The organism is Enterobacter sp. A103 (genome assembly GCF_034427535.1).
Lineage (GTDB): Bacteria > Pseudomonadota > Gammaproteobacteria > Enterobacterales > Enterobacteriaceae > Enterobacter > Enterobacter asburiae_B.
The window spans coordinates 341,284-361,194 of record NZ_JAXQPQ010000005.1; the positions used below are offsets into that span (position 1 = coordinate 341,284).

General features: G+C 56.2%; 18 protein-coding genes and 1 tRNA gene. 14 read left to right on the forward strand and 5 right to left on the reverse strand.

Features of this window, described 5'->3' with window-relative positions:
- The first annotated feature begins 63 nt into the window (after positions 1–63).
- Positions 64–2,937 (forward strand): aminomethyl-transferring glycine dehydrogenase, encoded by a 2,874-nt coding sequence (gene gcvP, locus SPH27_RS16390; RefSeq protein WP_182071663.1) that lies wholly within the window; start codon positions 64–66, stop codon positions 2,935–2,937.
- A gap of 70 nt (positions 2,938–3,007) precedes the next feature.
- The gene (locus SPH27_RS16395) at positions 3,008–3,751 is read left to right on the forward strand and encodes an SDR family oxidoreductase (RefSeq protein ID WP_032660097.1); all 744 of its coding nucleotides are present in this window, start codon (positions 3,008–3,010) and stop codon (positions 3,749–3,751) included.
- Between the two features lie 84 nt (positions 3,752–3,835).
- On the opposite strand, the gene bglA is transcribed toward SPH27_RS16395, so the two are convergent.
- Together bglA and SPH27_RS16405 are read right to left on the reverse strand one after the other, a co-directional pair.
- Positions 3,836–5,269, reverse strand: a complete 1,434-nt coding sequence (bglA, locus tag SPH27_RS16400) for a 6-phospho-beta-glucosidase BglA (RefSeq protein WP_096151314.1) — start codon at positions 5,267–5,269, stop codon at positions 3,836–3,838.
- A 116-nt stretch (positions 5,270–5,385) separates the two neighbouring features.
- The gene (locus tag SPH27_RS16405; RefSeq protein ID WP_032660101.1) at positions 5,386–6,117 is read right to left on the reverse strand and encodes a MurR/RpiR family transcriptional regulator; all 732 of its coding nucleotides are present in this window, start codon (positions 6,115–6,117) and stop codon (positions 5,386–5,388) included.
- 51 nt (positions 6,118–6,168) lie between these two features.
- Here SPH27_RS16405 and yqfB point away from each other — a divergent pair, with 51 nt between their 5' ends.
- Positions 6,169–6,480: a N(4)-acetylcytidine aminohydrolase gene (gene yqfB / locus SPH27_RS16410; RefSeq protein WP_048980550.1), complete on the forward strand. Its 312-nt coding sequence runs from the start codon at positions 6,169–6,171 to the stop codon at positions 6,478–6,480.
- A 165-nt stretch (positions 6,481–6,645) separates the two neighbouring features.
- A complete protein-coding gene (gene trhA / locus SPH27_RS16415) occupies positions 6,646–7,305 on the forward strand; it encodes a PAQR family membrane homeostasis protein TrhA (protein ID WP_033146591.1) in 660 nt (219 codons plus the stop codon).
- Between the two features lie 74 nt (positions 7,306–7,379).
- On the opposite strand, the gene ygfZ is transcribed toward trhA, so the two are convergent.
- Positions 7,380–8,360, reverse strand: a complete 981-nt coding sequence (ygfZ, locus tag SPH27_RS16420; protein ID WP_029739202.1) for a tRNA-modifying protein YgfZ — start codon at positions 8,358–8,360, stop codon at positions 7,380–7,382.
- A gap of 294 nt (positions 8,361–8,654) precedes the next feature.
- On the opposite strand from ygfZ, the gene sdhE reads away from it, so the two are divergent.
- On the forward strand, positions 8,655–8,921 hold the full coding sequence (sdhE, locus tag SPH27_RS16425) for an FAD assembly factor SdhE (RefSeq protein WP_010435322.1): 267 nt from the start codon (positions 8,655–8,657) through the stop codon (positions 8,919–8,921).
- On the forward strand, positions 8,902–9,312 hold the full coding sequence (locus SPH27_RS16430) for a protein YgfX (protein ID WP_182071664.1): 411 nt from the start codon (positions 8,902–8,904) through the stop codon (positions 9,310–9,312). Before sdhE ends, SPH27_RS16430 begins: the two co-directional genes overlap by 20 nt.
- A gap of 6 nt (positions 9,313–9,318) precedes the next feature.
- On the opposite strand, the gene fldB is transcribed toward SPH27_RS16430, so the two are convergent.
- Positions 9,319–9,840 carry a flavodoxin FldB gene (gene fldB, locus SPH27_RS16435; RefSeq protein ID WP_039262979.1) on the reverse strand — a complete coding sequence of 174 codons (522 nt, stop codon included), beginning with the start codon at positions 9,838–9,840 and terminating at the stop codon, positions 9,319–9,321.
- Between the two features lie 101 nt (positions 9,841–9,941).
- Here fldB and xerD point away from each other — a divergent pair, with 101 nt between their 5' ends.
- The 5 genes from xerD to lysS all read left to right on the forward strand — a co-directional run bounded on the left by xerD (position 9,942) and on the right by lysS (position 16,035).
- Positions 9,942–10,838 (forward strand): site-specific tyrosine recombinase XerD, encoded by an 897-nt coding sequence (xerD, locus tag SPH27_RS16440; RefSeq protein ID WP_023309098.1) that lies wholly within the window; start codon positions 9,942–9,944, stop codon positions 10,836–10,838.
- Positions 10,839–10,866: 28 nt separating this feature from the next.
- Entirely contained in the window at positions 10,867–11,580 is a 714-nt protein-coding gene (gene dsbC / locus SPH27_RS16445) for a bifunctional protein-disulfide isomerase/oxidoreductase DsbC (RefSeq protein WP_047060452.1), read from the forward strand.
- A 5-nt stretch (positions 11,581–11,585) separates the two neighbouring features.
- On the forward strand, positions 11,586–13,319 hold the full coding sequence (gene recJ / locus SPH27_RS16450) for a single-stranded-DNA-specific exonuclease RecJ (protein ID WP_064673271.1): 1,734 nt from the start codon (positions 11,586–11,588) through the stop codon (positions 13,317–13,319).
- Positions 13,320–13,409: 90 nt separating this feature from the next.
- A protein-coding gene (gene prfB / locus SPH27_RS16455) for a peptide chain release factor 2 (RefSeq protein WP_096151315.1) occupies positions 13,410–14,508 on the forward strand; the annotation gives its coding sequence in 2 pieces (ribosomal slippage) (positions 13,410–13,484 and positions 13,486–14,508; 1,098 coding nt in all).
- A gap of 9 nt (positions 14,509–14,517) precedes the next feature.
- The gene (gene lysS, locus SPH27_RS16460) at positions 14,518–16,035 is read left to right on the forward strand and encodes a lysine--tRNA ligase (RefSeq protein ID WP_023309094.1); all 1,518 of its coding nucleotides are present in this window, start codon (positions 14,518–14,520) and stop codon (positions 16,033–16,035) included.
- A gap of 38 nt (positions 16,036–16,073) precedes the next feature.
- Here lysS and idi read toward each other — a convergent pair whose 3' ends face one another.
- Entirely contained in the window at positions 16,074–16,616 is a 543-nt protein-coding gene (gene idi, locus SPH27_RS16465; protein WP_063439898.1) for an isopentenyl-diphosphate Delta-isomerase, read from the reverse strand.
- Positions 16,617–16,779: 163 nt separating this feature from the next.
- On the opposite strand from idi, the gene actS reads away from it, so the two are divergent.
- The 3 genes from actS (at position 16,780) to SPH27_RS16480 (ending at position 19,852) form a co-directional block, all read left to right on the forward strand.
- Positions 16,780–17,523, forward strand: a complete 744-nt coding sequence (gene actS, locus SPH27_RS16470; protein WP_058840909.1) for an amidase activator ActS — start codon at positions 16,780–16,782, stop codon at positions 17,521–17,523.
- Between the two features lie 80 nt (positions 17,524–17,603).
- Positions 17,604–17,677: transfer RNA gene (locus SPH27_RS16475), tRNA-Gly, on the forward strand.
- Between the two features lie 423 nt (positions 17,678–18,100).
- Positions 18,101–19,852 (forward strand): ShlB/FhaC/HecB family hemolysin secretion/activation protein, encoded by a 1,752-nt coding sequence (locus tag SPH27_RS16480; RefSeq protein ID WP_322435720.1) that lies wholly within the window; start codon positions 18,101–18,103, stop codon positions 19,850–19,852.
- The last annotated feature ends 59 nt before the right edge of the window (positions 19,853–19,911 follow it).

Genomic DNA, 19,911 nt, shown 5'->3' on the forward strand with positions numbered 1-19,911 from the left:
CCTAACCCTCTCCCAGAGGGAGAGGGAACTTAAATTCACTGCACGTTTCAGGAACCATCGCTCATGACACAGACTTTAAGCCAGCTTGAAAACCGTGGCGCCTTCATTGAACGTCACATTGGGCCGGATGCTCAGCAACAGCAGGAGATGCTGAAGACAGTTGGCGCGGATTCATTAAACGCACTGATCGGCCAGATTGTGCCAAAAGACATCCAGCTTGCCACGCCGCCTCAGGTGGGGGAAGCCACCACGGAATTCGCCGCGCTGGCGGAGCTGAAGGCTATCGCAGGCCTGAACAAGCGCTATAAGTCTTACATTGGAATGGGCTACACCAACGTGCAGTTGCCGCCGGTTATCCTGCGCAACATGCTGGAAAACCCGGGCTGGTACACCGCTTACACCCCGTACCAGCCGGAAGTCTCTCAGGGCCGTCTGGAAGCGCTGCTAAACTTCCAGCAGGTAACGCTGGATCTGACCGGCATGGATATCGCCTCCGCCTCGCTGCTGGATGAAGCGACCGCCGCCGCCGAAGCAATGGCGATGGCAAAACGCGTGAGCAAGCTGAAAAATGCCAACCGCTTCTTCGTCGCGGCGGACGTGCATCCCCAGACGCTGGACGTGGTGCGCACCCGCGCGGAAACCTTCGGCTTTGACGTGATCGTCGACGACGCTGACAAAGTGCTGGATCACCAGGACGTCTTCGGCGTGCTGCTGCAGCAGGTGGGGACAACGGGCGAAGTACACGACTACGGCGCGCTGATTGCCGAGCTGAAAACCCGCAAAGTGGTTGTCAGCGTTGCCGCCGATTTTATGGCGCTGGTGCTGCTGACGGCGCCGGGTAAACAGGGCGCGGATATCGTATTCGGTTCAGCGCAACGCTTCGGCGTGCCGATGGGCTACGGCGGCCCGCACGCGGCGTTCTTCGGCGCGAAAGATGAATTCAAACGCTCTATGCCAGGCCGTATTATCGGCGTCTCAAAAGACGCTGCCGGTAACACCGCCCTGCGCATGGCGATGCAGACTCGCGAGCAGCACATCCGCCGCGAGAAAGCGAACTCCAACATCTGTACCTCGCAGGTGCTGCTGGCAAACATCGCCAGCCTCTACGCCGTGTTCCACGGCCCGGCAGGCCTGAAGCGCATTGCCAGCCGCATTCACCGCCTGGCCGATATTCTGGCCTGCGGTCTGCAGCAGAAAGGTCTTAAGCTGCGCCACGCTCACTACTTCGACACCCTGTGTGTGGAAGTGGCGGACAAAGCGGCCGTGCTGGCGCGCGCGAATGCGGCAGAGATCAACCTGCGCAGCGACATCCACAACGCCGTCGGCATTACGCTGGATGAAAGCACCACCCGCGACGATATCCTGAACCTGTTCAGCGTGTTGCTGGGTGACGCGCACGGTCTGGACATTGATGCGCTCGACAAAGAGGTCGCGCTCGACAGCCGCTCCATTCAGGAAAGCATGCTGCGTAACGATGCGATCCTGACGCATCCGGTCTTTAATCGCTATCACAGTGAAACCGAGATGATGCGCTATATGCACTCTCTGGAGCGCAAGGATCTGGCGCTGAACCAGGCGATGATCCCGCTGGGCTCGTGCACCATGAAGCTGAACGCCGCGGCGGAGATGATCCCGATCACCTGGCCTGAATTCTCCGAGCTGCACCCGTTCTGTCCGCCAGAGCAGGCGGAAGGTTATCATATGATGATCAACCAGCTTTCCGACTGGCTGGTGAAACTGACCGGTTATGACGCGCTCTGCATGCAGCCGAACTCCGGCGCGCAGGGCGAATACGCGGGTCTGCTGGCGATCCGTCACTATCACGAAAGCCGCAACGAAGGTCACCGCGATATCTGCCTGATCCCAAGCTCCGCCCACGGTACCAACCCGGCCTCTGCCCAAATGGCGGGCATGGAAGTGGTGGTGGTGGCGTGCGATAAGAACGGCAACATCGATCTGGTCGACCTGCGTGCGAAAGCCGAGCAGGCGGGCGACAAGCTCTCCTGCATCATGGTGACCTACCCGTCTACCCACGGCGTGTACGAAGAGACCATCCGTGAAGTGTGCGAAGTGGTGCACCAGTACGGCGGTCAGGTTTACCTCGACGGCGCGAACATGAACGCTCAGGTGGGCATTACCTCTCCGGGCTTTATCGGCGCGGACGTGTCGCACCTGAACCTGCACAAAACCTTCTGCATCCCGCACGGCGGTGGCGGCCCGGGCATGGGCCCAATCGGCGTGAAAGCGCACCTGGCGCCGTTTGTACCGGGTCACAGCGTAGTGCAGATTGAAGGCATGCTGACCCGTCAGGGCGCGGTCTCTGCGGCACCGTTCGGTAGCGCCTCTATCCTGCCAATCAGCTGGATGTACATCCGCATGATGGGCGCGGAAGGGCTGAAGCAGGCGAGCCAGGTGGCGATCCTGAACGCCAACTATATTGCGACTCGCCTGAAGTCTGCCTTCCCGGTGCTCTATACCGGCCGCGACGGTCGCGTGGCGCACGAGTGCATCCTCGATATTCGTCCACTGAAAGAAGCGACGGGCATCAGCGAGCTGGATATCGCCAAGCGCCTGATTGACTACGGCTTCCACGCGCCAACCATGTCGTTCCCGGTTGCGGGTACGCTGATGGTTGAGCCGACCGAGTCTGAAAGCAAAGCCGAGCTGGACCGCTTTATCGACGCGATGCTGGCGATCCGCATGGAGATAGACCGCGTGCAGGACGGCGAATGGACGCTGGAAGATAACCCGCTGGTCAACGCTCCGCATACCCAGCACGAAATGGTGGCAGAGTGGAACCACGGCTATTCCCGCGAGCTGGCGGTCTTCCCGGCAGGCGTGGCAAACAAATACTGGCCGACCGTGAAGCGTCTCGATGACGTCTACGGCGACCGTAACCTGTTCTGCTCCTGCGTGCCGATGAGCGAATACCAGTAATATTATTGGTGTAGTCATAAAGGCCGGGTAAGGCGAAGCCGCCACCCGGCTTTTTTATTGGGAGAAGCGAATGGCAATTGCACTGGTCACCGGCGCCAGCCGGGGCATTGGGAAAGCCACCGCGCTGCAGCTGGCGCGCGAAGGCTACACCGTGGCGGTGAACTATCACCACAACATTAAAGCCGCGACGGACGTGATCAACCAGATCGTTGAAGCGGGCGGTAAAGCGTTTGCCGTCCGCGCGGATATCAGTGATGAAGCCCAGGTGCTGGCGATGTTTGACAGCCTCGATCGTGAAGGCGAGCCGCTTCGTGCGCTGGTCAATAATGCGGGGATTCTGTTTGAGCAATCCACTATCGAGAACCTCTCCGCTGAGCGCATTAACCGCGTCCTGGCGACCAACGTCACGGGCTACTTTCTCTGCTGCCGGGAAGCGGTAAAACGCATGTCCTTCAGGCATGGCGGCAAGGGTGGGGCGATAGTGAACGTCTCTTCCGCCGCGTCGCGCCTGGGCGCGCCGGGTGAATATGTGGATTATGCCGCGTCCAAGGGGGCGGTGGATTCGCTGACAACCGGGCTATCGCTGGAGGTGGCGGCGCAGGGCATTCGCGTCAACTGCGTACGTCCGGGTCTGATTTATACCGATATTCATGCGTCCGGCGGAGAGCCGGGGCGGGTGGATCGCGTGAAATCCTTGCTGCCGATGCAGCGCGGCGGCCAGCCGGAAGAGGTGGCGCAGGCGATTGTCTGGCTGCTGAGCGAGAAGGCGTCGTACGTAACGGGCAGTTTTATAGAGTTGGCTGGCGGGAAATAAACCCCTCACCCTAACCCTCTCCCAAAGGGAGAGGGGGATCAATCGTAGGCCGGTGCAAGCGTAGCGCCGCCCGGCGTTACGGCGTTAAAGTTTCTCGCCGTTGCTGGCAATCACTTCCTTATACCAGTTAAAGCTCTTCTTGCGGGAACGCGACATGTCGCCCGTGCCGTCGTCGTGCTTGTTCACGTAGATAAAGCCGTAGCGCTTGCTGTACTGGCCGGTGGTGAACGACACGCAGTCGATGCAGCCCCATGGCGTATAGCCCATCAGATCCACGCCGTCGTGCGTCACGGCTTTGATCATTTCTTCCACGTGGGCACGCAGGTAGTCGATGCGGTAGTCGTCGTTGATGCTGCCGTCTTCTTCCACCTTATCGTAGGCGCCGAACCCGTTTTCCACGATAAACAGCGGTTTCTGATAACGCTCGTACAGTTCGCACAGAGAATAGCGCAGGCCTACCGGGTCAATCTGCCAGCCCCAGTCGGACGCCTTCACGTGCGGGTTCGGCACGCTGCCTTCGAAACCGGAAATCGCATCGCCGGTACCGCCTTCCGCTTTCACCGCGTTGGTCATGTAGTAGCTGAAACCTAAGTAGTCGCAGGTACCTTCACGCAGGATCTGCTCGTCGCCTGTCTCCATTTTGATGGAGAAGCCACGGCGCTCCCACTCGTTCAGCACGTAGGACGGGTAGTAACCCCGCAGCTGGACGTCGGTAAAGACATAGCGCTCGCGCATGGATTCCTGGGCGAACATCACGTCTTCCGGTTTGCAGGAGAACGGATAGAGCGCCACCATCGCCAGCATGCAGCCGACCTTCATCTCCGGGTTGATGCGGCGCGCGGCTTGCACCGCCAGGGCGCTGGCCACAAACTGGTGGTGCAAGACCTGGTACATGGTCTCTTCCGGATTTTCATGTTCGGTATAGACCACGCCCGAGCAGCAGTAACCGAACAGCGGCGCGCGCCAGTTACGCTGGTTATTGATTTCGTTGAAGGTCATCCAGTATTTGACCTTGTTTTTGTAGCGCTCAAACACCACTTCCGCGAAGCGCACGAAGAAATCGACCACTTTACGATTGGTCCAGCTACCGTACTCCTGCACCAGGTGCAGCGGCATTTCGAAGTGGGAGAGGGTGATCACCGGTTCGATGTTGTATTTCAGCAGCTCGTCGAACATGTCGTCGTAGAACTTCAGCCCCTCTTCGTTTGGCTGCGTTTCGTCACCTTTCGGGAAGATGCGCGTCCAGGCGATAGAGGTGCGGAAACACTTGAAACCCATCTCGGCAAACAGCTTGATGTCTTCTTTATAGTGGCCGTGGAAGTCGATGGCCTCGTGGTTTGGGTAGTATTTTCCCGGCACTACTTCCTGGGTGATTTCGCGCGGCACGCCGTGCGCGCCGCCGGTCAATACGTCACAAATGCTTGGCCCTTTGCCGCCTTTGTTCCAGCCGCCTTCAACCTGGTGAGCGGCAACCGCGCCGCCCCATAAAAAATCTTTTGGTAAGGTTAATTTTTTCATCGCTGCTCTTCTCAATAAATGGCTTATTGGCATCGAGTCTAGCAAAGCGAAATTGAATGTCACGATATAACAATTCACAGTAAATGTGATTTGTCACATCAAAAAAACAGGGTGTTTTATTCTGTGAGTTTCTTCGCCAGTTTACGCCCGAGAGATTCCAGAATATAAATGACGGGAATTTGCGTGGTGATGTCGTAGACGCCTGCAATACGCGTCTGAGGAACATGCCAGGAGAGATTAAAGTCCGCCAGTTTTGCGAGACGCGAGTGCTCATGGCTGGTTATCGAGAGCACCTTGCAGTGATGCAGGCTGAACTGGCTGGCAAAGCGCAGGATCTCCTCGGTCTCGCCAGAGACGGAAAGCACAATCGCCAGCGCATTTTTCGCCATATCATTGGTGACCGGGAAATAAGGATCATCAATATGGTTACTGAATTTCCCGATATTAGAAAAGAAGCGTGCGCCATATTTTGCCAGCGAACCCGATGTTCCGGCACCGACAAATATAATTCGCTCTGACGATAAAATAATATCAACCGCCTTATCTAATAGCGCGTCGAACTCTTCATTATTCACGCTTTTAAAAAAGCTGATAATTTCGCTGGCACCGAAATTCGCCTGCTGGGGCTCGTTCTGTTCAAGATAAAGCTTAAAGCGCACCCGAAATTCAGAATACCCTTCGCAGTTAAGCTTGCGGCAAAAGCGCAGGATAGTGGTGGTTGAGACGTCTGCCGCATCCGCCAGCTCGCGGATGGTCATGTACATCACTTTGTCACGATTTTTTATGACATAGTTGTAGACCATCATCTCCAGGTTATTGAGACTGGCAATGGCGGAATGGGAGAACATGCTCACAATGGCTACACTCACTCATCAGACTTTTCTTCAGGGAATAATAACATGCAGCCAAACGACATCACTTTTTTTCAGCGCTTTCAGAACGACATTCTGGCCGGGCGTAAAACCATCACTATCCGGGATAAAAGTGAATCCCATTTCAAAACCGGCGATATCCTGCGGGTGGGGCGTTATGAGGATGATGGTTATTTTTGCACCATCGAAGTAACGGGAACGTCAACCGTTACGTTCGACACATTGACGCAAAAACATGCTGAACAGGAGAACATGACCCTGGATGCATTGAAAAGCGTGATCGCAGAGATCTACCCGAAGCAGGACCAGTTTTATGTGATTGATTTTAAACGTCTATAATTAAAATCGAAACGCGCGTTCGCTGAAATGAAAGTGTAACTGTCTGATTGTAATTTAGAAACGTTATGTTTAACTTTATTTTAGCTAACAGGTGTTCACTGGAATCATTCTCAGTTAGCATAGTTATGCGATGAATAATCATCTTTTGTTTTCCCGGAGTTTTGTATGGTGAGTAGACCATTAATCGCACAGGGATATTCGCTGGCTGAGGAAGTAGCCAACAGCATCAGCCACGGCATTGGCCTGGTGTTTGGGATTGTCGGTTTAGTGTTATTACTGGTGCAGGCGGTGGACGCCAATGCCAGCGCGATGGCCATTACCAGCTATAGCCTGTATGGCGGGAGTATGATCCTGCTGTTCCTGGCGTCGACGCTGTATCACGCGATCCCGCATCAGCGGGCCAAGATGTGGCTCAAGAAATTTGACCACTGTGCTATCTATCTTCTGATTGCAGGCACCTACACACCGTTTTTGCTGGTGGGGCTCAACTCACCGCTGTCGCGTGGCCTGATGATTGTTATCTGGAGCCTGGCGCTGCTGGGGATCCTGTTTAAGCTGACCATCGCGCACCGGTTTAAGGTGCTGTCACTGGTCACCTATCTGACAATGGGCTGGCTGTCGCTGATTGTGGTGTATCAACTGGCAATCAAACTGTCGGTAGGGGGCGTGACGCTTCTGGCCTTAGGTGGCGTGGTGTACTCGCTCGGCGTGATTTTCTACGTCTGCAAGCGCATCCCATACAACCATGCCATCTGGCACGGCTTTGTGCTCGGCGGCAGCGTATGCCACTTTTTGGCGATCTATTTGTACGTGGGGCAGGTGTAGTTTTTTCCACCGTGCTGGCGGTTGCCCTCACCCCGGCCCTCTCCCACAGGGAGAGGGAGGACACCTGGATTCGATTACTCTTCTAACGAATATGGCAGCGGCTCAATGCTCAGCGTGTTCGCATCGTCACGCACGCGGAACACGCTATCGGCTTCCATGTCGTTGTTCATGACGGCCTGTACCAAAAGACGTCCATCATCCAGCTGTACGGCGGCTAACACGGTGCCGGTGCGGCGCCAGTTATCACCCATCTTCAGCTCTAAGTCTTCACCCGCTTCAGGTACACGGCTGGCATGGCCCGCCAGAGTCCAGAGCGCTCGTTTGTTTGCCCCGCGGAATTTTGCACGCGCCACCATCTCCTGGCCGGTATAACAGCCCTTTTTAAAGCTGATACCCCCCAGCGCCTGCAGGTTCGTTGCCTGAGGAATAAACTGCGCGCTGTTTGCGGCGTCAATCACCGGCAGACCCGCTTCGATGTTCAGCGCCAGCCACTGCTGACTGTTGTTGAGCTGCGCTTCGCCGCGCAACGCTTCGGTCACGCGTTCGGCCGTTGCCGCATCCGTGACTAACAGGAAACGCTCCGCCGGGTGTTCAAACCACAGGATGGAGGTCGCGCCTTCGCTGACCACCTGCTTTTCTGCATCCGGCAGTTCGCTGAAGAGATTTTTCAGCGCCGCACGCGCCTGGAAACCGGCCACTCCCAGCAGGACATGTTCGTCGTCCGGGGCGATAGTGACTTTGGAGAAGACTGCGTACTTCTTCAGCTCTTTGAGCTGGGCCTCTTGCAGGCTGCGGCGCTCAATAAAAGCAAAACCGTCCTGACGGCGGAAGAGTCGCAGGTTGCTCCACATTTTGCCTTTTGGGTCGCAATGCGCGGCCAGCAGGTGCTGGTGTTCGGTCATCTGGCTGACGTCGGCGGTCACCTGGCCCTGCAGATATTTTTCGGCGTCGGCACCGGTGAGCGTTGCCAGCGCCCAGTCATCAAGAGAAATAAGCGTCAGCGGCAGACGCGCAGAGGCGGCGGGCTGGCGAGGAGAAAATGGTGTAAATGCCATAACGATATCCTGAATTGCTTAACGCTTTGATAATGCCTAATGGTAAAAGAGCCTGCAGGCAATGCAAGCGCTTTCAACAGACCATTTGTGCCCTAAACCGGTTATGCGTAGCGCTACGCAAAATAATGTAATCCGCTGTCTTTGTAGGGATTATTCTGGAAGCCTGCTCGGCGATCGCAATATTCCAGTAATGAAACGGTCAAAAACACGTTACACTAGCTGGTGTCCCCGTAGAGAAATAAAGAACACTGAACGGGGTGCCAACTGTGCCAAACGTAATGCAGGAAACTGAACATGGATATTAACAACAAGGCCCGTATTCACTGGGCGTGCCGTCGCGGCATGCGTGAACTTGATATTTCCATCATGCCTTTCTTCGAATATGAGTATGACAGCTTAAGCGATGATGATAAGCGTCTGTTTGTTCGCCTGCTTGAGTCTGACGATCCGGATTTATTCAACTGGCTGATGAACCACGGCAAACCCGCCGACACCGAGTTGCAACGGATGGTGCAATTAATTCAAACACGGAATCGGGAACGTGGTCCTGTGGCAATCTGATCTTCGCGTCTCGTGGCGCTCGCAGTGGATGTCTTTATTGCTCCACGGCCTGATTGCGGCCTTTGTTTTGCTGATGCCGTGGCCGCTGAGCTATACGCCGCTGTGGCTGCTGTTACTGTCGTTTGTCGTTTTTGACAGCGTACGCAGCCAGCGTCGCATTAATGCCCGTCAGGGAGAGATTAAATTACTGATGGATTCCCGCCTGCGCTGGCAGGGTAAAGAGTGGGATATTCTCGGTATGCCCTGGATGCTCAACTGCGGCATGATGTTACGGTTACGCAAGGTGGACGGCGGGCGTTGCCAGCATCTGTGGCTGGCGGCTGACAGTATGGATGCTGCCGAGTGGCGAGACCTGCGCCGGATGCTGTTGCAACAGACGACGCAGGGGTAATGCGCGTTAGCTAAACTTTTCAGCCATTTCGCCCAGAATCTGCTCGCACCAGCTTTGCAGGCGCTCATCGCTGAGATCGTACTGGTTGGTTTCATCCAGCGCGAGTCCAACAAACAGCTCGCCGTCGGCAATAATCGGTTTTTTACTGGTGAACTCGTAACCTTCGGTTGGCCAGTAGCCGATAAACGACACCCCTCTCGGCGCCAGCTTGTCATGCAGCATGCCGAGCGCGTCCAGGAACCATTCCCCGTAGCCCAGCTGATCCCCCATGCCGTACATGGCAATGATTTTGCCGTCGAGATTGACCGAATCGAGTTGATCCCAGATGGCTTCCCAGTCTTCCTGTATCTCACCAAAATCCCAGGTTGGGATGCCAAGGATCAGGACATCGTACTGTTCCATCAGCGCGACCGCGTCATCTTTCAGGTTATGCAACGTCACCAGTTCCGGGCCAATGATGTCGCGAATTTTCTCTGCCGCCATTTCGGTGTAGCAGGTGCTGGAACCATAGAACAGACCAATATTCATCGCGTAACTATCTCAATTCTTGCTTTGACTATGCGCGTAGTGTACCAGAAACCGGTCGCAATCAGGCATAATGGCCTGACTGCAGAATCAAAGGGGCTGATGTGGAAAAGGATCTCGCACTGATCGAACAGTTTCTCGACGCGCTGTGGCTGGAGAAAAATCTTGCCGAGAATACCCTCAGCGCCTACCGTCGCGATCTCACCATGCTGGTGGAGTGGCTTGCGCACCGGGGGTTATCCCTTGCGAGCGCGCAGCGTGACGACCTGCAGGCGCTGCTTGGGGAACGTATCGCGGGGGGCTACAAAGCCACCAGTTCCGCGCGTTTGCTTAGCGCCATGCGTCGGCTGTTCCAGCATCTCTACCGTGAGAAGATTCGCGAAGACGATCCCAGCGCGCTGCTGGCATCCCCTAAGCTTCCGCAGCGGCTGCCGAAAGATCTCAGCGAAGCACAAGTTGAGAGATTATTACAGTCACCGGCAGTTGACCTGCCGCTGGAGTTACGCGATAAAGCCATGCTTGAGCTATTGTATGCTACCGGCTTGCGCGTTTCGGAACTGGTTGGCCTGACGATGAGCGACATCAGCCTGCGTCAGGGCGTAGTGCGCGTCATCGGTAAAGGAAATAAGGAAAGGCTGGTTCCGCTGGGTGAAGAGGCGGTTTACTGGCTGGAAACGTACCTGGAGCACGGTCGTCCGTGGCTGCTCAATGGTACGTCTATCGACGTCCTGTTTCCGAGCCAGCGCGCCCAGCAGATGACGCGGCAAACGTTCTGGCATCGCATCAAGCATTACGCCACACTGGCGGGTATCGATAGTGAAAAGCTTTCGCCGCACGTATTGCGTCACGCCTTCGCGACGCATCTGTTAAACCACGGCGCTGATTTACGCGTGGTGCAGATGCTGCTGGGCCACAGCGATCTTTCCACGACGCAAATTTACACCCATGTCGCGACGGAACGCCTGCGGCAGCTACACCAACAGCACCACCCTCGTGCGTGAGTGCCGACGAATTGTAACAGGATCACATATGAAAAAGTCTTTCGCGCTGTTCACCCTGCTGGCAGCCTCATTTACCGGTTTCGCCCATGCGGACGACGCCGCCATCAAACAGTCGCTGGCTAAGCTTGGCGTCACCGGTAGCGATATTCAGCCTGCACCGGTTGCCGGCATGAAAACGGTACTGACCAACAGCGGCGTGCTGTACGTCACCGAAGATGGCAAACACATTATTCAGGGGCCAATGTACGACGTGAGCGGCGCGCAGCCTGTGAATGTCACCAACCAGCTGCTGATGAAAAACCTGAACGCGCTCGAAAAAGAGATGATCGTCTATAAAGCGGCGCAGGAAAAACACGTTATTACCGTTTTCACCGACATCACCTGCGGCTACTGCCACAAGCTGCATGAAGAGATGAAAGACTATAACGCGCTGGGCATTACCGTGCGTTACCTGGCCTTCCCGCGCGCGGGCGTGCAGAGCCAGCCAGAGCAGGACATGAAGGCTATCTGGTGTGCGAAAGACCGCAACAAAGCGTTTGACGACGCGATGAACGGCAAAGACGTTAAGCCGGCCTCCTGCGACATTGATATCGCTAACCACTATGCGCTCGGCGTGCAGTTTGGCGTGAGCGGTACGCCAGCGATTGTCCTGAGCAACGGCTATGTTGTTCCAGGCTATCAGGGACCAAAAGAGATGAAAGAGTTCCTCGACGCGCACCAGAAACAGTTTGGTGGTAAATAATCCGCGTGAAAGCCCCGATAAAATTGCGCCGCCGCGAGGCGGTTGAACCCGTTGATTTACCGGACGATCTCCCGCCGCTGCTTAAGCGCCTCTACGCCAGCCGCGGCGTGCGTCGCGCTGAGGATCTTGAACGCAGCGTGAAAGGGATGCTGCCCTGGCAGCAGCTGAGCGGTATCGAAAAAGCTACCGAAATGCTCTACAACGCGCTTCGAGAGGGAACGCGGATTGTGGTGGTAGGCGATTTCGACGCCGACGGCGCAACCAGCACCGCGCTGAGCGTGCTCAGCCTGCGCGCGCTGGGCTGCGATAACGTCACGTATCTGGTGCCGAACCGTTTTGAAGACGGCTATGGCCTAAGCCCGGAAGTGGTCGATCAGGCCCACGCCCGTGGCGCACAGATGATCATGACCGTCGATAACGGGATCTCCTCCCATGCGGGCGTCGATCATGCTCACGCGCTGGGGATCCCGGTGCTGGTCACCGATCACCACCTGCCGGGTGAAACGCTGCCGGCTGCGGAAGCGATTATTAACCCCAACCTGCGCGACTGCGATTTCCCATCGAAATCCCTCGCAGGCGTGGGCGTAGCGTTTTATCTGATGCTGGCGTTACGGACCCTGCTGCGCGATAAGGGCTGGTTCGACTCTCGCGGTATTGCCGTACCGAACCTGGCCGAATATCTCGATCTGGTGGCGCTGGGCACCGTCGCGGATGTGGTGCCCCTCGATACCAATAACCGCATTTTGACCTGGCAGGGCCTAAGCCGCATTCGGGCGGGCAAGTGCCGTCCGGGGATCAAGGCGTTGCTGGAGATCGCCAACCGCGATCCGCTCAAGCTGGCGGCCAGCGACCTGGGCTTTGCTCTCGGGCCGCGTCTTAACGCAGCCGGAAGGCTGGACGATATGTCCGTCGGCGTGGCGCTGCTGCTGTGCGACAACATCGGTGAAGCGCGCGTGCTGGCCAACGAGCTGGACGCGCTGAACCAGACCCGTAAAGAGATTGAGCAGGGGATGCAGGCCGAAGCGCTGACCCTGTGCGAAAAGCTTGAACGCAGCGGCGATACGCTGCCGGGCGGCCTGGCGATGTACCATCCCGAGTGGCATCAGGGCGTGGTGGGCATTCTGGCGTCGCGTATTAAAGAACGTTTCCATCGGCCGGTGATCGCGTTCGCCCCCGCGGGTGACGGCACGCTGAAAGGCTCTGGTCGCTCAATTCAGGGGCTGCACATGCGCGATGCGCTGGAACGTCTCGATACGCTGTATCCGGGTCTGATGATCAAGTTCGGCGGCCATGCGATGGCGGCGGGCCTGTCTCTGGAAGAGGCGAAATTCGACGAGTTTCAGCGTCTGTTTGGTGAGCTTGTCACCGACTGGATTGACCCGGCCCTGCTGCAGGGGGAAGTGGTGTCCGATGGTGAGCTCTCACCGCTTGAAATGACGATGGACGTGGCGCAAATGCTCCGCGATGCCGGTCCGTGGGGGCAGATGTTCCCGGAACCGCTGTTCGACGGGCGTTTCCGCCTGCTGCAGCAGCGCATCGTCGGCGAACGTCATCTGAAAGTGATGGTCGAGCCCGTGGGCGGAGGACCGCTTCTGGATGGCATTGCCTTCAACGTTGACACGGCGGTATGGCCGGACAACGGCGTGCGCGAGGTCGAGCTGGCGTACAAACTGGACATCAACGAGTTTCGTGGTAACCGCACCCTTCAGATCATCATCGACAATATCTGGCCAATTTAGCGGCAGTAATCTCTATAAAAAAGGGCGTGGATTCGGTACAATCCCGCTCTTATCACCGCATTTTGACAAGTCCATAAAAGAAAACAGACCATGTTTGAAATTAATCCGGTAAAAAACCGTATTCAGGACCTCACGGAGCGCTCTGACGTTCTTAGGGGGTATCTTTGACTACGATGCCAAGAAAGAGCGTCTTGAAGAAGTAAACGCCGAGCTGGAACAGCCGGACGTCTGGAACGAACCTGAACGCGCACAGGCGCTGGGTAAAGAGCGTTCCTCTCTCGAAGCTATCGTAGATACGCTGGATCAAATGGCCCAGGGGCTGGAAGATGTTTCCGGTTTGCTGGAGCTGGCCGTCGAAGCCGACGACGAAGAAACCTTTAACGAAGCCGTGGCAGAACTCGACGTGCTGGAAGAGAAGCTGGCGCAGCTGGAATTCCGTCGTATGTTCTCCGGCGAATACGACAGCGCTGACTGCTATCTCGATATTCAGGCGGGTTCTGGCGGCACCGAAGCGCAGGACTGGGCCAGCATGCTGACGCGTATGTACCTGCGTTGGGCAGAAGCGCGCGGCTTTAAAACCGAGATTATCGAAGAGTCTGAAGGTGAAGTCGCGGGTCTGAAATCCGTCACCATCAAGATCATTGGCGATTACGCCTACGGCTGGCTGCGTACCGAAACCGGCGTTCACCGCCTGGTGCGTAAGAGCCCGTTCGACTCCGGTGGCCGTCGTCATACCTCCTTCAGCTCCGCGTTTGTTTATCCGGAAGTTGATGAAGATATTGATATCGAAATTAACCCGGCGGACCTGCGTATCGACGTTTATCGCGCATCCGGCGCGGGTGGTCAGCACGTTAACCGTACGGAATCAGCGGTGCGTATTACCCACATTCCTACCGGGCTGGTAACACAGTGCCAGAATGACCGTTCCCAGCATAAGAACAAAGACCAGGCCATGAAGCAGATGAAAGCGAAGCTTTATGAGCTGGAGATGCAGAAGAAAAATGCTGAGAAACAGGCGATGGAAGACAACAAGTCCGACATCGGTTGGGGCAGCCAGATCCGTTCTTACGTCCTTGATGACTCCCGCATCAAAGACCTGCGTACCGGGGTTGAAACCCGCAACACGCAGGCGGTGCTGGACGGTAGCCTGGACCAATTTATCGAAGCAAGTTTGAAAGCAGGGTTATGAGGAACCAACATGTCTGAACAACAAGCACAGGGCGCTGACGCGGTAGTCGATCTTAACAACGAACTGAAAACCCGCCGCGAGAAGCTGGCAGCGCTGCGCGAGCAGGGCGTGCCGTTCCCGAACGATTTTCGTCGTGACCATACCTCAGACCAACTGCACGCTGACTTCGACGCGAAAGAGAACGAAGAGCTGGAAGCGCTGAACGTTGAAGTGGCCGTTGCAGGCCGCATGATGACCCGTCGTATCATGGGTAAAGCTTCCTTCGTGACGTTGCAGGATGTTGGCGGCCGTATTCAGCTGTACGTTTCCCGTGACGACCTGCCGGAAGGCATCTACAACGAGCAGTTCAAAAAGTGGGACCTGGGCGATATCCTGGGCGCGAAAGGTAAACTGTTCAAAACCAAAACCGGTGAACTGTCTATCCACTGCACCGAGCTGCGTCTGCTGACCAAAGCCCTGCGCCCGCTGCCGGACAAATTCCACGGCCTGCAGGATCAGGAAGCGCGCTATCGTCAGCGCTACCTGGATCTCATCTCTAACGATGAATCCCGTAAGACCTTCAAAATTCGCTCCCAGATCATGGCCGGTATCCGCCAGTTCATGGTCAACCGCGACTTTATGGAAGTGGAAACCCCAATGATGCAGGTGATCCCAGGCGGCGCGTCTGCGCGTCCGTTCATCACCCATCACAACGCCCTGGACCTGGACATGTACCTGCGTATCGCGCCGGAACTGTACCTGAAGCGTCTGGTGGTCGGTGGTTTCGACCGCGTGTTCGAAATCAACCGTAACTTCCGTAACGAAGGTATCTCCGTTCGTCATAACCCAGAGTTCACCATGATGGAACTCTATATGGCGTATGCGGATTACAAAGATCTGATCGAGCTGACCGAATCCCTGTTCCGCACCCTGGCGCAGGACATTCTGGGCACCACGCAGGTTCCTTACGGTGAAGAAGTCTTCGACTTCGGCAAGCCGTTCGAAAAACTGACCATGCGCGAAGCGATCAAAAAATACCGTCCGGAAACCAATATGGCGGACCTGGATAACTTCGATTCTGCGAAAGCGATCGCGGAAAGCATCGGTATCAAGGTTGAGAAGAGCTGGGGTCTGGGCCGTATCGTGACCGAGATCTTCGAAGAAGTGGCCGAAGCGCACCTGATTCAGCCGACCTTCATCACCGAATACCCGGCTGAAGTCTCTCCGCTGGCGCGTCGTAATGACGAGAACCCGGAAATCACCGATCGCTTCGAATTCTTCATCGGCGGCCGTGAAATCGGCAACGGCTTTAGCGAGCTGAACGATGCGGAAGACCAGGCTCAGCGCTTCCAGGATCAGGTTGACGCGAAAGCGGCAGGCGACGACGAAGCGATGTTCTTCGACGAAGACTACGTGACCGCGCTGGAGCACGGTCTGCCACCAACGGCGGGCCTTGGGATTGGTATCGACCGTATGGTCATGCTGTTCACCAACAGCCACACCATCCGCGACGTGATCCTGTTCCCGGCGATGCGCCCGGTGAAATAAGGCGTTAAGATGTAAAAAAAGCCCCGAAAGGGGCTTTTTTATTGCGCCGCGAAGGCTTTGAGTTTTTCGCGGGCGGTTGTCGCTTCCATGACCATCCACGGGCTAAAGGCCCAGGGCGTCGCGTCCAGCGCGCGGAATAACGCGTCCAGCTCAACCCACTGATAGTCCATCACTTCGTCTTCGTTTATCGTCACGTCATTGGTGATGCGGGCCGCGAAGACAGGGCAAATTTCGTTTTCCACGATCCCGGACGGGTCGGTTTCACGATAGCGAAATTCAGGGGCGACGGCGGTGATATCGGCCAGTTCAGCGCCCACTTCAAAGCGGCAGCGGCGGATTATCGCCTGTATCGTCTCTTCGCCGGACTGCGGGTGGCCGCAGACGGAGTTGGTCCAGACGCCGGGCCAGGCTTTTTTGCTTAAGGCGCGCCGGGTGATCAGACATTCGCCGTTTGCGTTAAAAAGCCAGGAAGAGAAAGCCAGATGCAGCGGGGTATGTAAGGTGTGCGCGGCATATTTTTCCTGAGTGCCAATCACCATTCCCTGGTCGTTTACCAAAATAACGTGTTCTTGAATACTCATTGATGCTCCAGTGCCAAAATGCCGAGTGGTTCAGCACCATCAGCTGGATCATTATACTGCATTCTTATACGAACGGTTTGGCGCGTAGAGCGGAAAAGGGCATGACCCATATTCGTTTTGGCTGTTATCATAGTGCGCCATTCACGCTGACCGAGGATCTGTTTTGTTTGCAGGAAGCCTGACGAGAAACCCCATCACCGCCATTTTTTGCCTGACGCTGACGCTATTGCTGGCGGGCTGTTCAGGGAGCAAATCTTCGGATATGGGCAGCTATTCCGGTTCGGTCTATACCGTTAAGCGCGGGGATACGCTATACCGGATTTCGCGCGCAACGGGAACCAGCGTGAAGGATCTGGCGCGGCTGAATAACCTCTCTCCGCCCTACACCATCGAGGTGGGGCAGCAGCTGAAGGTTAGCGGCGGATCGTCCTCGGGCAAAAAATCCTCTTCGAAAGGCAAAACCGCCAAAGTGACGCCGTCTTACGCGGTGCCGCAATCGTCCTGGCCGCCGGTCGGTCAACGCTGCTGGGTCTGGCCGGCCAGCGGTAAAGTGGTGTTGCCGTACTCCCTGTCTGAGGGGGGGAACAAAGGTATTGATATCGCGGCTGCACGCGGTACGCCGGTTTATGCTTCCGGAGCAGGGAAGGTGGTTTACGTCGGTAACCAGCTGCGCGGCTACGGTAACCTGATCATGATTAAGCATGGCGAAGACTACATCACGGCCTATGCGCACAACGACACGATGCTGGTCAACAACGGGCAGAACGTCAAAGCCGGGCAGAAGATTGCCACCATGGGTAGCACCGGCACGGACGCGGTGAAGCTGCATTTCCAGATTCGCTATAAGGCGACTGCCATCGACCCGCAGCGTTATCTGCCTGCGCCCGGCAGCAAACCGAAGTGCTAAGTGATTATTTTATCGCCGGTTAGTTGTTAAGAGGCTTGTATGAAGGTGCGTAAGGTCTATAATGCCATACGCACCTCAAAGCGGGCGTAGTTCAATGGTAGAACGAGAGCTTCCCAAGCTCTATACGAGGGTTCGATTCCCTTCGCCCGCTCCAGCTTTTCCTGATGTTTTCTTCCTCTGATTGTTTTTACCCCGTCCACGCTTTTCCATACAGATATCGTCATGCTGTTGATTGATAACTTCAAAGACGTTATCGCGCGAGCCCCGATATTCAGCACTGAAATATCAGACTCCATCAGAGTTTGCAGCATGATGAGTGTAACGGGTAATTTAATAAGCACTGCTCGCTGACGTTTACATCTCATTATTGGGAAGGTTAGTTAATATTTTGTGAAAGAAGGAACCATGATCGAATAATAAAACTTTCAGAAACTACACTCTTCTTTATCACGGATTTTTATTTTTTTAGACTTAACGCAAATATTACTACCAATTATAGTAGCCCTCTTTTTGAGGCTATTCTCTATTGCGTCAGAGCTGGCATAATTAAGAAAACCAAAAAATATTATCTTTTTATATGCGCTATTACAGCAAAGCCGTCTTTTTTTGCTCGTTATTTTTTTGCTCTCTGAGCCATGCAGCCCCCCTTACTCCTGCTGACCGGGACACCGTGCGTCAGCAGCAGGAGGAACTGTTATTAAAGAACCAGCAACAGCGTGAAGAGCTGGAGCGGAGTATCCCTCGCCCCGCACCTGACAGGCCTCTGCCTGCAGCCGGCGCCGGGCCCTGCTTCACCATTGATACCATTACCCTTTCCGGCGCGACCCTCATTTCCCCGAAAACCCGGCAGGCCCTGGTTGCGCCGTGGCAGGGCCGGTGTCTGGATATGGCGAAAATAACGGAGCTTCTCGCCCGTATTTCTGACTGGTATATCAGCCGGGGATATATCACCAGCCGCGCCTTTCTTACCGAGCAGGATCTCTCCGGCGGTCAGCTGAATATTGTGGTGCTGGAAGGACGGCTGGAAGCGATCCGTCGGGAAGGTGAAACGCCGCGCATGCTGAAAATGGCGTTTCCGGGACGGACAGGCGGCATCCTTAATTTACGCGACATCGAACAGGGGATGGAGCAAATTAACCGTTTGCGCGCCGAACCGGTGCAGATTGAAATTCTGCAGGGAACGCAGGCCGGATATTCCATCGTTAATCTCACGGGCAAGCCGGAATTTCCGTTAAGTGCATCCGTGAGCCTGGATAATAGCGGGCAGAAGAGCACCGGTGAAAACCAGCTTAACGGCGTGCTCACCGCCAATAATATGCTGGGGCTGGCGGATAAATGGTTTGTCAGCGGCGGGCGCAGCAGTGATTTTGCCAGCGCGTACGATGCGCAGAATTTCCAGGCGGGCGTCAGCGTGCCGTCCGGCTACGGCCTGCTGGACTACAGCTACGCCTGGAGCAACTACCGGACCACCATCAGTAACCAGGGCTTCAACTGGCTCTCCACGGGCGATACGAAAACCCACCGCCTTAACGCGTCCTGGGTGGTTTTCCGCAACGGGGATGTCAAAACCGGCATTGCGGCGGGCGTGGTTCAGCGCTCCAGCCGCAACTGGCTGAACGACGCGCCGCTTAAGAGCAGCACGCGCAACCTCTCCAGCCTGGTCCTGGGAATTACCCACACGCAAAAAATGCTGGGCGGCGTGGCGACCTTCAACCCGACCTGGAGCCACGGCATGCCGTGGTTCAATGCCGAAACCGACGAAAATAAATCCGGGGATATGCCGCGGGCAGAGTTCCGTAAATGGAGCCTGAACGCCAGCTTCCAGCGTCCTGTTGCCCGCAACGCGTGGTGGCTGACCAGCGCNATGCCGCGGGCAGAGTTCCGTAAATGGAGCCTGAACGCCAGCTTCCAGCGTCCTGTTGCCCGCAACGCGTGGTGGCTGACCAGCGCCTACGGCCAGTGGTCGCCCGACCGGCTGTACGGCGCCGAGCGCCTGACGCTCGGCGGGGAAAGCTCCGTGCGCGGTTTTAAAGAACAGTACCTGTCCGGGGACAACGGCGGCTACTGGCGTAACGAGCTGGGGTATTCCCTCTTCACCCTCCCGGTGATTGGCGCGGTAAGCGCAACGGTCGCCGTTGACGGCGGCTGGCTGGAAAAAGACCGTCAGGACCGCTTTGCCTCCGGCACGCTGTGGGGCGGTTCGGTGGGGCTGAGCAGCGCTGGGCGCGGGTACAGCAGCCAGATTTCGGTCGGCACGCCCCTGCGCTACCCCGACTGGCTCGGCCCGGATCATGTGAGCGTTAACTGGCGCATTGCCTTCATGCTTTAAGAGACTCTACGACTATGGATACCCGTCACCCACCCGTTCGTTTCTCGCAGCGTCTGATC

Bases quoted from the DNA above. Each gene is read 5' to 3' on its own strand.
- gcvP (WP_182071663.1), top strand. From the start codon at position 64: ATGACACAGACTTTAAGCCAGCTTGAAAACCGTGGCGCCTTCATTGAA.
- ygfZ (WP_029739202.1), bottom strand. From the start codon at position 8,360: ATGGCATTTACACCATTTTCTCCTCGCCAGCCCGCCGCCTCTGCGCGT.
- yqfB (WP_048980550.1), top strand. From the start codon at position 6,169: ATGCAGCCAAACGACATCACTTTTTTTCAGCGCTTTCAGAACGACATT.
- SPH27_RS16405 (WP_032660101.1), bottom strand. From the start codon at position 6,117: ATGTTCTCCCATTCCGCCATTGCCAGTCTCAATAACCTGGAGATGATG.
- fldB (WP_039262979.1), bottom strand. From the start codon at position 9,840: ATGAATATTGGTCTGTTCTATGGTTCCAGCACCTGCTACACCGAAATG.
- trhA (WP_033146591.1), top strand. From the start codon at position 6,646: ATGGTGAGTAGACCATTAATCGCACAGGGATATTCGCTGGCTGAGGAA.
- sdhE (WP_010435322.1), top strand. From the start codon at position 8,655: ATGGATATTAACAACAAGGCCCGTATTCACTGGGCGTGCCGTCGCGGC.
- SPH27_RS16395 (WP_032660097.1), top strand. From the start codon at position 3,008: ATGGCAATTGCACTGGTCACCGGCGCCAGCCGGGGCATTGGGAAAGCC.
- bglA (WP_096151314.1), bottom strand. From the start codon at position 5,269: ATGAAAAAATTAACCTTACCAAAAGATTTTTTATGGGGCGGCGCGGTT.
- idi (WP_063439898.1), bottom strand. From the start codon at position 16,616: ATGAGTATTCAAGAACACGTTATTTTGGTAAACGACCAGGGAATGGTG.
- dsbC (WP_047060452.1), top strand. From the start codon at position 10,867: ATGAAAAAGTCTTTCGCGCTGTTCACCCTGCTGGCAGCCTCATTTACC.
- lysS (WP_023309094.1), top strand. From the start codon at position 14,518: ATGTCTGAACAACAAGCACAGGGCGCTGACGCGGTAGTCGATCTTAAC.